The organism is Rhizobium sp. R86522, from assembly GCF_042466255.1.
Lineage (GTDB): Bacteria > Pseudomonadota > Alphaproteobacteria > Rhizobiales > Rhizobiaceae > Allorhizobium.
The window spans coordinates 73,284-86,641 of record NZ_JAXHBX010000002.1 but is presented as its reverse complement, the minus strand read 5'-3'; the positions used below and the strand labels follow the sequence as shown (position 1 = coordinate 86,641).

Annotated in this window: 12 protein-coding genes; 9 read left to right on the top strand and 3 right to left on the bottom strand. The window is 57.3% G+C overall.

The features are described from left to right. Positions 1-39: 39 nt before the first annotated feature. From SJY08_RS22645 to SJY08_RS22635, 3 genes are all read left to right on the top strand, one after another. A complete protein-coding gene (locus tag SJY08_RS22645) occupies positions 40-1,293 on the top strand; it encodes an aminotransferase class I/II-fold pyridoxal phosphate-dependent enzyme (RefSeq protein WP_377279000.1) in 1,254 nt (417 codons plus the stop codon). 91 nt (positions 1,294-1,384) lie between these two features. Further along, positions 1,385-1,537 carry a hypothetical protein gene (locus tag SJY08_RS22640; RefSeq protein ID WP_377278910.1) on the top strand — a complete coding sequence of 51 codons (153 nt, stop codon included), beginning with the start codon at positions 1,385-1,387 and terminating at the stop codon, positions 1,535-1,537. Positions 1,538-1,582: 45 nt separating this feature from the next. Further along, positions 1,583-2,488: a nucleotidyltransferase and HEPN domain-containing protein gene (locus tag SJY08_RS22635; RefSeq protein ID WP_377278908.1), complete on the top strand. Its 906-nt coding sequence runs from the start codon at positions 1,583-1,585 to the stop codon at positions 2,486-2,488. 45 nt (positions 2,489-2,533) lie between these two features. On the opposite strand, the gene SJY08_RS22630 is transcribed toward SJY08_RS22635, so the two are convergent. The 3 genes from SJY08_RS22630 to SJY08_RS22620 form a co-directional block, all read right to left on the bottom strand. Next, positions 2,534-3,883 carry a hypothetical protein gene (locus tag SJY08_RS22630; protein ID WP_377278906.1) on the bottom strand — a complete coding sequence of 450 codons (1,350 nt, stop codon included), beginning with the start codon at positions 3,881-3,883 and terminating at the stop codon, positions 2,534-2,536. A 272-nt stretch (positions 3,884-4,155) separates the two neighbouring features. Then, positions 4,156-5,364 (bottom strand): mandelate racemase/muconate lactonizing enzyme family protein, encoded by a 1,209-nt coding sequence (locus tag SJY08_RS22625; RefSeq protein WP_377278903.1) that lies wholly within the window; start codon positions 5,362-5,364, stop codon positions 4,156-4,158. A gap of 10 nt (positions 5,365-5,374) precedes the next feature. Then, a complete protein-coding gene (locus SJY08_RS22620; RefSeq protein ID WP_377278901.1) occupies positions 5,375-6,082 on the bottom strand; it encodes a FadR/GntR family transcriptional regulator in 708 nt (235 codons plus the stop codon). Between the two features lie 477 nt (positions 6,083-6,559). Here SJY08_RS22620 and SJY08_RS22615 point away from each other — a divergent pair, with 477 nt between their 5' ends. From SJY08_RS22615 to SJY08_RS22590, 6 genes are all read left to right on the top strand, one after another. Beyond that, entirely contained in the window at positions 6,560-7,642 is a 1,083-nt protein-coding gene (locus tag SJY08_RS22615) for a glycosyltransferase (protein WP_377278899.1), read from the top strand. A gap of 41 nt (positions 7,643-7,683) precedes the next feature. Further along, positions 7,684-9,126, top strand: coding sequence for an ArnT family glycosyltransferase (locus SJY08_RS22610; RefSeq protein ID WP_377278897.1), 1,443 nt, complete (start codon positions 7,684-7,686; stop codon positions 9,124-9,126). Between the two features lie 22 nt (positions 9,127-9,148). Further along, a complete protein-coding gene (locus tag SJY08_RS22605) occupies positions 9,149-9,883 on the top strand; it encodes a glycosyltransferase family 25 protein (RefSeq protein WP_377278895.1) in 735 nt (244 codons plus the stop codon). Between the two features lie 80 nt (positions 9,884-9,963). Beyond that, entirely contained in the window at positions 9,964-11,322 is a 1,359-nt protein-coding gene (locus tag SJY08_RS22600) for an O-antigen ligase family protein (RefSeq protein WP_377278893.1), read from the top strand. Beyond that, positions 11,319-12,572, top strand: coding sequence for a glycosyltransferase family 4 protein (locus tag SJY08_RS22595; RefSeq protein WP_377278998.1), 1,254 nt, complete (start codon positions 11,319-11,321; stop codon positions 12,570-12,572). The genes SJY08_RS22600 and SJY08_RS22595 overlap by 4 nt, the downstream gene beginning before the upstream one ends. A 155-nt stretch (positions 12,573-12,727) precedes the next feature. Further along, positions 12,728-13,294: a sugar transferase gene (locus SJY08_RS22590; RefSeq protein WP_377278891.1), complete on the top strand. Its 567-nt coding sequence runs from the start codon at positions 12,728-12,730 to the stop codon at positions 13,292-13,294. Positions 13,295-13,358 lie beyond the last annotated feature (64 nt).

The window sequence follows — 13,358 nt, the reverse complement described above, 5'->3', positions numbered from 1 at the left end:
CAAGGCCAGATGCTCGCTCAGGTAGCGAGGAAGGCCATGATGAACAAAAGAGGTCAGCCACCGGACGGCGCAAGCCGCCCACCCAATTTCCGCAACACGGCAACCATGATCGATGCCGCCGGCGCCAATTTTGAGGCGGCGCATTATCAGGGCATCATGGCGCTCTACGCAGCACCCGGGCCTGGACGCACGGTTCGGCTTGCGCAAGACGGCAGAGAGATCCGTGACTTTGTTCGCTGCTCCTATCTCGGGCTCGACAACCATCCGCAAATCGTCGCCGCTGCGCAAAAGGCCGTTCATGATGCAGGCGCGCTGCATTGGTCCTGCGCACGCACACGGCTGAACTTCAGCATCCTGGGCGAGCTCGAGGAGGACCTGTCGGACCTCTTCAAGGCGCGGGTCATCACGTTTACGACGGTGCTTGCGGCCAATATGAGTGCGCTGCCGCTTTTAGCCTCCGGGCATCTGACCGGAGGGACCAAACCCCTTGTCGTCTTCGACCGGTCGGCGCATGCAACGCTTGCCCAGCACAAGGCAACGGTTGCCGGAGAGACCGGCGTCGAGACGATCCAGCACAATGACATGTTCGCGCTCGAAGCGCTTTGCCGCAGCCACCCTTGCGTGGCCTATGTCTGCGACGGCGTCTACTCGATGGGCGGCAGCGCACCGTTAAAGGCACTTCGGGCGCTGCAGGACCGATATGGTCTCTTCCTCTATATCGACGATGCGCATGGCATTTCGCTGTTCGGTGAGAATGGTGCCGGCTATGCCCGATCGGAATTCGTCGAACTTGGCGACAAAACCATTATCGCGGCCTCACTCGGCAAGGGCTTTGGCGCCTCGGGCGGCATCCTGATGCTGGGGACGGCTGCGCAGGAACTGCTCTTCCGTCGCTTTGCCGTGGCGCATGCGTTTTCGGCCTCGCTCAACACGGCCGCGATCGGTGCGGCGAAAGCGTCGGCTGCCATTCACAGAAGCGGTGAACTGGCAGAACGGCAGCGGTCGCTGCGTCAGAACCTCTCTTTGCTTGATGAGCTGCTGCCGACCCGTGACAGCACGAAGGATCTGCCGATCCGCACGATCCGCTTCGGCGACGAGCTGATTTCGGTGGCGGCCGCACGACAGCTGCTGGCGCTCGGTTTCTACACCTCGGCAATCTTCTTTCCGACTGTTGCGCGCGGCGATGCCGGGCTTCGCATCTGCCTGACGGCCTCGCATAGCCAAGCCGAGATCCGCGATCTCTGCGCAGCGCTCGAAACCATCAACAAGGAGATCCGTGATGCCCATGCATGAAGGACAGGAAACAGACCAGAAACCAGCCGGACTTTCGACAAACCAAATCATATCTCTGCGCTGGGTATCCGAGGGACGGACACTCAAGGAAGTGGCGATGATCGAAGGCACCGACATGCCGACGATCAAAGGTCACCTGAGCGATGCCTGCGAAAGGCTTGGCGTCTCCACAATCAAGGAGGCGGTCGCGAGAGCCAGCCAGCTGAAGCTTCTGCAAAAACACGCAGCCGACGACAAACCGTAAAATGTGCGAGTAGACGGAGCACAGCCTTTGTCCTATCGATTGGCCATGAAATCCAGCCTTGATCACCTCCCCGAGAAGAAGCAGCGTGAGCTTGCCCGTGTCGTCGAGATCCTCGAGGAAGAATTCGCCGACGCGCTGGCCGGTGCCGAAGCCAAGTTCAAGAAGCGCGGCCGGATCCTGAAGATCATCCTCTTCGGCTCTTATGCGCGAGGCACCTGGGTCGACGAACCTCATACGATGAAGGGCTACCGGTCCGACTACGACATCCTCGTCATCGTCAACACGGCCAAGCTTGCCGATCGGCAATACTGGGACAAGGCGGAAGACCGCCTCCTATGGGATCCAGGCGTCAAGACACCGGTCGGCCTGATCGTCCATGGCCTGCGCGAGGTCAACAAGGCTCTGAAAGACGGCCAGTACTTCTTCGCCGACATCCGCCGCGAAGGCATCGTCCTGCATGAGATCGACGATGAGCCACTGGCGGAACCGCAGTACCTGACGGCAGACCAAGCATACAAACAGAGCCAGCGACATTTCCGCGAACAGCTCCCAGCTTCAGATGAATTTGCAGAACTAGCGCGGCTCGCGTTCGAAAGAGGCTGGCAAAAGCGGGCGGCGTTTCTGCTGCATCAGGCCGTCGAAACTGCCTACTCCTGCATCCTGCTGACGCTAACCAACTACAGCCCAGCATCGCACAACATCAAGTTCCTGCGCGGCCTCGCCGAGGGACTCGATCGTGGGCTCGTCGACGTCTGGCCACGCGACCAACATCGCTTCAACGCTTGGTACAACATCTTGAACGAAGCCTATGTCAAGGCACGGTATTCAGAACACTTCGAGATCAGCGACGAGGCACTTTCATGGCTGATCCTCCGGACTGAGCAGCTCCAGCGGGCTGTCGAAGCCACGTGCCAAAACCATCTCGCAGTTCTTGAAGCAAAAACCCGCTGAAGCGCAAGCGTTTCCCATCTTTATCAGCCGTCTGGGTAGCGACATTTACCATGTTTCGAACTCGTGTTCTGCCGCATTCATCATGTCGAAGAAATAGTAGAGGCAGGCCGTCGCCTCGGCGGTAAACCCAAGCTTCAGCGCTGAGGCCTCGAGATGATCTTTCCCCTTGAACTCCCTGGCTTCGTGCAGATAGGGATGCCTCAGAACCTCGACGGGCTCTGCAAACTTGACCTCGTTTCGCGCGCGGATCTGCTCCAGTCTAGCGGCCTCCATCTGTTTGGCGATCTTTTCGGGGGCCTGCTCTGAGAAACCGATGAAAAAGAGCTGAGGCTTTCCGCCACGCATCAATTCGCGGCATACTCCGACTAGCTCGAGCTTCACACTGCCAGGCGGAAAACCGACCTCGTCGCGCAGCTCCCTGTAGATGTCGTCCTCGATATAGGCCTGGAAACTGTCTTCGGTGCTCCGCGGATCCTTTGGCCATTCAGCAGCACCCGAGGCCGTGCAGTGCCATCCTCCGCCGTTAAAGACTGCGGTATCGACCGAACGCATGACCTGGAGCGGCACAAGCTTTCCATCCAGTTCGTAAAACACGAGAACCGCACAGCCCAAAGAATTGACCAGACGGTCGTCATTCAAGGGCGGCAGCCTGGAACCATATTCCTTCAGAAGCTGCGCTCTGATCGTCTCATCTGACTTCTGGCCGTTCGGCAATTCATCAAAGTCCAGGATCAGATTGGACATTGCCTGATCTTTGTATCTAGCCTCCTGAATGACGAGAACGCAGCCCTCTTTCGTCGGCTTTACTTCACTCACCCGCACGACTGCGCTATCACGGGTCAGCCGGTTTTCTTGTTTCAGCGCCCCCACGGCACTATCGACTAGCCAATCCGTCTCTTCGTTGTCCCATCTGCGCAACTGGAACCTGTCCCGCTTAATCTCGAGCTCGATCCTCGGCTTCTTCCCTTTGGCGAGGAGCTTCGAGAAGTTGGCCAGTTCGACGTAAGGAATATGCGGCGAAATCGGCTTTTCGGCGCTGTATTGCTGAACGGCGAAATCTGGATCCTCGATCAGAAAGCGGCTTCTGCGCTTCTTGATCAGAAATGGGGGGCGCTCTGACGAACCGAGCACCATCGCACCAAGTGACCTCAAGGTCAGGGACAGCCCTGAACCGATGAGGATCTGGGATATTCCTTCCCGAACGAACCCCTTGACCTGGTCGATGATGATGCTTTTTCCCTCATCCTTGATCTGGTCGACGATATGCTCCCTCTTCATGCGCTGATCCCTTTGCCCCAACTGCCTCGAGGATAGGGCCATGGTGGCTAGCGCGCAATGCCGCGCCACCTGTAGTTGCCATATGAGTCCCGTCCCTAATTGGCCTCTCCAATGCACCCAAGCCGAAGGTCAGGCACCCGCCCTTCGACCTGGACGGGCTTTCCTCGCGATTTCGACACCATCATCCGGCCGACATAACATGGGCGTTGCAAGGTCACGGCGCCCCGTGCTGCTCAAGCCGCAAACCGCCGCCTGGGATCATCTGACTGCCGACGATCGAATGTCATAATCGCATACCGGTCATCAGAACCGCATCCCGAGACATCACCTGCGAGACCATCTGCCGAAACGACTGCAGAACCTGGCTCGTCTGATGAGAGAAGGGCGCCCTAAAGGCTCGTGGCGTCTGACGTCCGGCGAAACACGGTAAACACCCGCGCCAGATCAGGATTCAATTCCATCCCGAGCCCTGGACCTGGCGGAACTGTAATCATGCCGTTCTTCACCTGCGGAAGTGCCGTCACCAGATCGCGATACCAGGTCTTGTAGAAAGCCCTGACACTTTCCTGGACCAGAGCGTTGGGGGCGTTAAGCGATAGATGCGTCGATGCACACAGCACCACCGGGCCCGTGCAGTCATGAGGTGCAACGGGCAAATGCCATGCTTCGGCCATAGCCGCGATTTTCCTTGCCTCCGAGATCCCACCGCACCAGCTGATATCCAGCATGACGACGCCGGCTGCCCCGGTCTCCAACAAATCCCTGAATGCAAAACGTGAACCAAGCGTCTCTGAGGCGGAGATGGGAGCCGGAGAGACTGCAGCATATCGCGTCAAGCTGGACAGACTGTCCATCTTGATGGGGTCTTCGTGCCAGAAGGTCTGGTAGGGCGAAAGAGCCTTGGCGATCTGCATGGCTGGCAAGAGTTGCCACATGGAGTGGAACTCGACCATAATGTCCATCTTGTCGCCGACGGCCGAGCAAATCTTCTCGAACGGCTCAAGCGCGCGTTTCAGGTCCGGCATGGAGATGTATTGGCCACGGCTCTTCTCCGCGGCCATATCGAAGGGCCAGATCTTCATGGCCGTGATGCCGTCCTCAAGCAGAGAATGGGCAAGCTCATCAGCTCGAAGAAGAAAGCCGTTAAGGTCATCATAGGCCCTTGTCGCCGATGTCGACAGATCATAATTCGCCGTTGTCTGCCCCGTCGCCTTCTTGATGTATTCGGTGCCGGCGCAGGTATTGTAGGTCCGAATTTCGCGACGGCTGAAGCCGCCCAGCAGTTGGGCGATAGGCTGCCCGGTCGCCTTGCCGAAGATGTCCCACAAGGCAATATCAAAGGCGGAATTGCCGCGCACCTCAGCTCCGGAAGAGCGGAAACCGAGATAGCCGACGAGATCCGCCGCCAAAAGATCAATCTGGAGCGGATCGCGGCCAATGACGCGAGGGGCGACATATTCATGGATATAGGCCTCCACGGTTTCTGCCCCGAAAAAGGTCTCTCCCAGCCCGGTGATACCCTCGTCCGTATGGACCAGGATCCAGAGGAGATTTTGCCGCTCCGCAATGCGCACGGTTTCCAGCTTGGTGATTTTCATGGGGGCTTCCTTAAGCAATGCCGGCAGCGAGGAGCGCCTTGGCGCTTTCATCAAAATGTTTTGCCATCAACTGGCTTGCTGCCTGCGGATCCCCTGCAAGGATAGCTTCGGCGATCGACAGATGCAGTGAGTTCATGGCCTTTCGCTCCTCGTCCGAAGAGCGACTGCGCCACCCAATCGGCCAGGTTTGTCGCGAGACAGTTTGAAACGCGCCAAGGATCAGCGAAAAAATCGGGTTCTTCGACGCCTTGGCAATGGCCAGGTGGAAGGCGAGATCATGTTCCATCACCTTCTCAGGCAGAAGAAACTGTGTCTCCATGGCGGTCGCATGGTCCAGGAGAATGCGAGCCTCTTCCTCGGTACGTCGCAGGGCAGCAAGACTAGCTGTCCGCATTTCGATCGTCCGCCGCACATCATATATCTGATGAACGTTGATTTGCTCGGTACCCACACCATGTTCAATCATCAGTGACATGGCGCCATGGTCAAGCTCCGCCACCCGCGCCCGCTTTCCCACATGCAGGTCTAGCAGTCTCATGGCTGCAAGAGAGCGAAAGGCCTCCCGAATGACAGTGCGCGAGACGCGCAGTTCTTTCGAAAGCGCCAGTTCGCTGGGCAGGCTATCTCCAGGGCAGAGCTCGTGGTCTCGGATATAAGAGGTGAGCGCACCGATTACGCCATCAACCCGACCATCACTGCCAAAATCAAGACTAGCCATCGATGACAACATCCAGAACGACACAACCTGTCCTACAGCTTCCGCCCATTTTGTCTAGAATCCGCTATCGTTCTTGTCAAATGCAGTCACGCGAGCCCGTGTACTCAACGCAGTTTCCGCACTCAAATCGTATGGTGTTCGTCGTGCCGCAAGGGCTGCTAAGAAGAGCTTCACGATCCTTCAAACGCTGCGCCCCAGCAAACACTTCTCTCGGCCGGTCGATGCTGGTCGAAGCACCAGCCTGAAACTCAAGCAATCGGCCATCAATCGTCCTCAACAGGCAAGATGACCACAGCCTGTTGCTGCATCAGCGCCCAAATGCTACCGAGCCGTGGAAACGAGGGAATGCGGCTTAAAAAGCCCGGACGGGGTCTACGGAACATGAGTATGAGCACTCGGTACAGGCATGTCAGCTCAAAGGACCAGGGTCCCCGCATGGGCTCCCATCCTCAGCGAAACCTTCGATAGGCTGAACCTGTGCTGTCGAAACGTATCTCCATCATTGCTCCGACCTACAATGAGGTCAAAAACGTCATACCTTTCGCCGAACGCGTGAAGACTGCACTCGCAGATCGCGACTGGGAATTGCTGTTTGTCGACGACAATTCCGCTGATGGTACGGCTCAAAAGGCATTTGATTACGGCAAGATAGAACCGCGAGTACGTCCCGTCATTCGTTTTGCCGATCGAGGCCTCGCAAAGTCGAGCATCCAGGGCATGCTTTCGGCCAAGGGAGACCTGCTCTGCGTCATGGACGCAGACGGACAGCACGATCCGGCAGTGCTGATCGAAATGGTCGAACGCATGGAACGCGATGGTCTCGACATCGTCAGCGCCGCCCGCCGGCTTGAAGACGAGCAGGCCCTGGAAGGACTATCGCCGCTTCGCCGCAAACTCTCGCAGATCGGCAATGCGCTGAGCAGCTTCGTCATCGGACGGAAACTCTCCGATCCCCTGACGGGCTTCTTCTTGATCCGCCGGGACCGCTTCCTCAAGCTCGCGCCCGACCTCGGTGATCCCGGCTTCAAATTGCTCCTGGACATCCTCTACACGGACAAGACCCTGCGCCATGGGGAAGTCTTCTTCGATTTCGGAACTCGTCTCCACGGCAGTTCAAAGCTGGACAGCTACGTTCTCTGGAAATTCGCAACGTTTCTGATGAGCAAGATGACGAGAGGCATCGTTCCGGCGAGCCTCATCTCCTTCTTGTTTGTCGGTGGATCCGGGGTGTTCGTGCATTTCGCCGTGCTCTACTCGGCACTTGCGGCCTCGGCTTCCTTTGCCGTTGCCCAGACGATTGCCACGCTGATTGCCGCGACGAGCAATTTCCTTCTCAACAACCTCCTGACATTCCAGGACAGGCGACTGCACGGGATGCGGCTCTTGTCGGGCTATTTGAAGTTTCTGGCGGTCTCCGCCGTCGGCATCGTGGCCAATGTTTCCGCCGCCACCCTTGCCTACGAGAACCTCATCCACGTCGTCTTCATCGCAACACTGGCCGGCATCGCGATCGACACCGTCTGGAAATTTGTCATCGCCAATAGGTTCATCTGGAAATGAGCACGAAAGCCGGTCCTAGCCCCATGCCTTCGCGGACAGTCATGAATGCCGTCTGGTTGATTCTGCTTGGCGCCATCTGCCTGCAGATCCTTATTCAGCTCGTTCATGTGTCCATGTTTTTCGACGGCGGCATCTATGCGACCCTTGCGCGCAATCTGGCGGAGGGGCGTGGATCGATATGGGCACCGTACCTTTCAGACACTTTGTTTCCGACCTTCGCCGAACATCCTCCGCTGATGTTCTGGCTGCAGGCGATCGGATTTGCGCTTTTCGGTGACAGCATCGCAGTCGAAAAAGGCTTCTCTTTTCTAACCTTCATCGTTTGCGCTGTGTTGCTGTTTCAGATCTGGAAGCGGCTGAACAAGGACGACGTTCTCGTACAGGCGGCATTCCCATTCGCCCTGATGCTTGCCCTCATCGCAGGCCGGGTAAACTGGGGCTTTGCCAATGGCCTGTTGGACAACCTGCTCGCCGTATTCTCTCTGACTTCAGTGCTTCTGCTGGTTGCCGCCTATGATCGGCCGGCGCCCCTTACATCTGTACGGCGTCTCGCTCTGGTTTCAGCCGCCGGTCTCGCGATCTGCATGTCGCTGATGACCAAGGGACCAGTCGGCCTTTTTCCCCTGGCAGTCCCTGCAATCCACTGGATGGTGTTCCGGCGGCAGTCCTTCCTGGCAATGCTGATCGATAGTGTTGTTATTGTTCTCGTCATCGGACTGTTTCTCGGGTTACTTTACGCATTCGACCCGTCACGCGAAGCCATTGATCGATACGTTACCGCGCAACTCCTATCGAGCCTGAGTGGCGCCCGTGGTCATTATGGCGGTGGCCTTTACGTCTTCCGCAAGATCCTTGGTGTCAACGGATACTCGCTGGCAATCCTGGCACTCGCAGCTCTCGCGGGATGGCGCTGGAAGCTTGGCAAAAGTGCCCCCGAGGTGAATAGATCGCGTCTGAAGCGCGCTGCATTCTTGATCCTGGTTGGGATGTCAGCGTCACTGCCAATCGGCCTCAGCCCAAGGGTCGCGAACTTCTATTTCAACACGTCGCTTCTCTTCTACTCGTCAGGCTTCGCGATGCTGGTGGCGCCCCCGCTCATGGACGGGTTGTCGCGCCTGACAGAACAGCGCAGTAAGCTTCTGAGGTTTGGTTCACTGCTATTCCTCGCAACTTCCATCGTGATCGTGCTCGCAAATCTCGGCCGCCCAGGCGCCGATGCCCGAACGATCGAGCAAGCTGCAGCCATCAGGGAACTGGTGTGTACGAATGAAGCCAACTGTAAGCCCGTGATCAGCGCATGCCAAATTGCCTGGCAGGACTGGGCGCTTCACACCTACATGCAGCGCTTCTACAAAATCAGCATTGCCAAACAAGCCGACGTCGACGCCGACTTTGTCATTGCCGATGAAACTTGTAGCAATCTCCAAGGCCGAAAAGACACAGGCATCGACATCTCCCCTTACCTCCTGCTCGAAAGAGGATGAGGGTATGCAAGGACATGAGAACATGAATGTCGCAACTCTTGCGATCAATCTGGATCGATCAACCGACCGCTGGGAAATCCTGGCGGATCGCGCCAGCGCACTAGGCTTGTCCCTCACCCGCGTCTCGGCAGTCGACGGCAAGTTGACACCGGAAGCAGAGCGGGAGGCAGTCGATGATGCCGCATTCCGCCGCAACACGGGTCGCCTGATGCTCGCCGGCGAGTATGGCTGCTACAGGAGCCATATCAGGGCGCTCAACGCATTCCTCACAACGACCAACGATATCGCCCTCATCATTGAAGACGACGTCGAACTGAGCGCCGATCTCAAGGATCGGGTGCAAGCCGCGTTCGACGCGGTTCCGGATGCAGACGTGATCAAGTTCTTCAATCACCGTGTCGTCGGATTCCGAAAGACCAACACATCAAGCCAAGGTGACGAGATCGGTCGCGCCATTCACGGCCCGCTCGGTTCATCGGCCTGTTATGCCGTTTCCCGGCGAGGAGCAGCGCTCTTGATCGAACACCTGACGGTCATGCGCTACCCTTGGGACGCAGCCCTCGAACGGGGCTGGGACCATAGTGGGCTTGTCTACACGACGCGAAAGAACGTGGCGAATATAGCGCGCGGCGGCACGACAATTGCAACGCGCGATATCTACCGCTCCGTCAAATTCCCGAAGTGGAAACGACTCGGGACCTATATTCGAAGGCTACGGGATGATTTTGTAAGACTGGCCTATGCACTTCGCGCTTGAACAAGCGTGACAGGACGTTTCGAGCCGGCACAACAGCTGACCTTCTCGTCCTCAAACCTTGAGACATCTGGAACGGGACCATGAAGACCCATATCGACCGCTTGTGGCATGCCTCGGACATCCTATTTCTCACTGGGCTTGCCGTCGCATTGTTTCTCGGCAGCAAGGTAACGCCACTGTTGGTCGTCGCAGGCGTCCTCCCCATCCCTTTCTTGTTGCATGCGCTCAAAAACAGGCACTATCAGGTGCCAATCTGGACGCTGCTGGTCCCGTTCGGAATCTACTTCGCATACTGCCTGTTCGTCCTTTTCTTTTTCACAGGGCTTGAGGCTTCAGATCCCCGCCCGGTCAATCCAAGCTTGGAATCATATTCTATCGCGATTGCCATGCTCGCCGTCGGACTGGTGCGGAGCCTGCAGATCAAAGACCTGGCCTCAAAGTTTCGCAGACTGATGCCCTGGCTGCTCGTCGCCTGCTTCGCCGTTTTGTCCTATATGATGTTTGCCGGGATCAGGGACGCCTGTCGTGTAAGGGGACTGGCGCCCTGGCCTTTCATCCCTGCTCTCCTGTTCTCGACACTGACGTTTATCTGTCTGGTCGGGTGGGAAAGGCTTGGCAATCGCGAGCGCTGGCTTCGGGTCGGCCTGCTCGCGCTGAGCATCATCGTCTCGACGACCTATACAGGCTCCCGCGGCGTGGCCGTGGCGCAAGTTGGCGTTTTTGGCTTGCTTATGCTCCTGAGCCTCCTGCCTTCTTTGAGGGAAAGCACACCACGCTTCTATCAGCTGGCCACAGCGGCAACCGCGGGAGCGGTGGTTTCCGTCCTAATCGGCCTGGCAACGGACTGCGGCCCAGCAAGCCGGTTCTCCTCGACAGTTGAGACCCTGGGGAGGATTACCTCACAGCTCATCGCAGTTGATGAGGAAGCCACTTCCCCAACACAGGCGGCCCCGGCACCACAAGCGGTGCAGATTCCGGATAACTCCGAGCCAGCAACAGCAACGCCGTCCGAGCTTAGCCAATCGACAGAAGTCACCAATGATGATTCGATCGGACTTCGGCTCGCCATGTGGGATACGTCGATCGCGGCGATCAAGGAGAGCCCCGTCTTCGGTCATGGCTCACTCTATTTGCAGAAGCTGATACACGCGACCTATGGCTTCGAGCATAATCACAATCAGTATCTCACCTGGCTCGTAACCGGCGGAGTGCTGCAGCTTACGCTCGGTCTGATCTTCCTTGCGATCCCTTGGTTTGTTTCCAAGGGTCTGTCGACTGCCGACAGATTACTCCTGACAACAGGAGTGTCACTCTTTTGGGCGATTGCGATGATGTTCGATTCGTTCCTGAATCTGAAATTCTACACGCATTACTTCTGCCTGCTCTGCGGTGTACTCTATGCCCTGTCAAACAGTATGCAGGAGGAGGCATCCACATGAGCGGACCTCTCTATTTCGATCTCACCGAGGCATTGCTCTCCACATCGGGCAAGCGCACGCAATATTACGGCATTGCCCGCACGGTCCACGAAATTGGCCGGGAAGCCGCCGCGCTCAGCGAAGACATCCGCTTCGTTGTCTTCTCCTTTGGCATGCAGGAATTCTACGAAGTCACCTGGCAGAAGCGAGAGGACGGAAGCGTCGAGTTCGATCTGCCGAAGGATGTCGGTCAGAAATGGGTGAGGTCGTATTTCGGCAAAAACCCCGTCCTGCCATTGATCTTCAGCCTCTTGAACCTGATGACGCCGAAGAAAAACAGGGCCAGTTGGCTTAAACGCGCCGGACATCTGAAGCCCGTCGCAATCGAAAGCGGCATCTTCTTGTCCGCAGCACGGCCGAAACTGATCGTGGACATGGTGAGGGTTCTCCGTGAGAGCGGTTCAAGAGCGACCATCGTGGCCTTGCTGCATGATTTCATGCCCCTGCATGACCGAGCGACGAAACGATTCCGCAAACTCGACCGCAACTTCCTGGCCGACAACCAATACCTGATCGAGCATGCTGGCCGGATTCTGACGAATTCGCACTTCACCGCAAAAGAGCTCAAGAGCTTCGTCGAAAAGGGCATGCTTCCCACACCGCGCGGGCCGGTCGATGTGGTGCAACTCGTCCACCATTGTCCTGATGGCACAGAAACATCTGAAATCTCCGTGCCGACGGAACCATACCTGCTGACGGTTGCTCTCAATCTGGGCCGAAAAAACATAGAGGTCGTGCTCGAGGCCCTCAGACAAATGCGGGCTGACGGCAAGCCCGTGCCGCAACTCGTGATCGCCGGCTCGCACAGAAAGCGCCTGCGTCGCTATGCATCGAGAGCAGTTTTTCAGGGCATTCAGGACAAGCTGATCTTCATCGACAACCCCAACCAGACCGATCTTGTCAAGCTCTACAAGGGAGCCCTCGCTCTGGTAATGCCGAGCAAGTTGGAAGGTTGGGGCCTGCCAGCCGGCGAGGCGCTCTGGTGCGGCACACCGGCAATCTGCTCAACAGCAGAAGCGTTGCGGGAAGTCTGCCGGGATCTGGCGATTTACTTCGAACCTGATGATGCAACCCACCTGGCCAAGATCATTCAACGCCTTATGGCGGATGAAGAGTTCAGGCTCGATTTGCGCCGCACGGTCAACCTCGCCAGACCAAACCTAAGGACATGGCAAACAGTGGCTGAGGACACGTTACGAACTATCGTCTGATCCACCTCGCCGACAAGGACAGATGGGCAATCACGGTAGGCAACGCCGCAACCGCCAATTATGTATCTATCCATTCGCGCTGCCAAACGTCACTGGCGGCAGACCAGCAATTGGATTATTGAGCCAAGTCTCGTTTTAAGAGCAACGGATGCAATATGAGTATGAAGCGACTTTTCGACGCTGTAGTTGCCGCGACCACTCTCGTCGTTATTTGCGTGCCGATGGCTTTGATTGCGCTTGCCGTAAGGATGACGTCCGCCGGCCCTGCCCTTTACTGGTCGAAAAGAGTGGGACGGGGAAACCAATTGTTCTTGATGCCAAAGTTTCGCACCATGCGTACAGATACGCCGGTCGTTGCCACCCATCTGCTGGGCGATGCCGCACGCCATCTCACACCGATTGGCGGTTTCTTGCGCAAATCGAGCCTGGACGAGCTCCCGCAGCTCTGGTCCATCCTTGTGGGCGATATGAGTCTGGTCGGCCCCCGACCTGCGCTGTTCAACCAGGACGACCTTATCGCCGCGCGCACCGAAAAAGGGGTGCACCAGCTGAGGCCGGGATTAACGGGCTGGGCTCAGGTGAACGGTCGAGACGAACTCGAGATACCCATCAAAGTGGCCTTTGATACAGAGTACCTACTGCGCCAGAGCTTCCTGTTCGACTTGCGGATTCTGATGCTGACCGTCATCAAGGTCATCCGAGCCAAGGGGGTGTCCCATTAATGCGCCATCCAGCCCGAAAGCACACAGCGCCATGAGCAAAAGCAAGCTGGTCGACAAAGTGGTC

What these genes read in the sequence shown, in the direction of transcription:
- SJY08_RS22590 (WP_377278891.1), top strand. Translation starts at nt 12,728, where the DNA reads ATGAGTATGAAGCGACTTTTCGACGCTGTAGTTGCCGCGACCACTCTC.
- SJY08_RS22595 (WP_377278998.1), top strand. Translation starts at nt 11,319, where the DNA reads ATGAGCGGACCTCTCTATTTCGATCTCACCGAGGCATTGCTCTCCACA.
- SJY08_RS22625 (WP_377278903.1), bottom strand. Translation starts at nt 5,364, where the DNA reads ATGAAAATCACCAAGCTGGAAACCGTGCGCATTGCGGAGCGGCAAAAT.
- SJY08_RS22600 (WP_377278893.1), top strand. Translation starts at nt 9,964, where the DNA reads ATGAAGACCCATATCGACCGCTTGTGGCATGCCTCGGACATCCTATTT.
- SJY08_RS22635 (WP_377278908.1), top strand. Translation starts at nt 1,583, where the DNA reads ATGAAATCCAGCCTTGATCACCTCCCCGAGAAGAAGCAGCGTGAGCTT.
- SJY08_RS22620 (WP_377278901.1), bottom strand. Translation starts at nt 6,082, where the DNA reads ATGGCTAGTCTTGATTTTGGCAGTGATGGTCGGGTTGATGGCGTAATC.
- SJY08_RS22645 (WP_377279000.1), top strand. Translation starts at nt 40, where the DNA reads ATGAACAAAAGAGGTCAGCCACCGGACGGCGCAAGCCGCCCACCCAAT.
- SJY08_RS22605 (WP_377278895.1), top strand. Translation starts at nt 9,149, where the DNA reads ATGAATGTCGCAACTCTTGCGATCAATCTGGATCGATCAACCGACCGC.
- SJY08_RS22610 (WP_377278897.1), top strand. Translation starts at nt 7,684, where the DNA reads ATGAATGCCGTCTGGTTGATTCTGCTTGGCGCCATCTGCCTGCAGATC.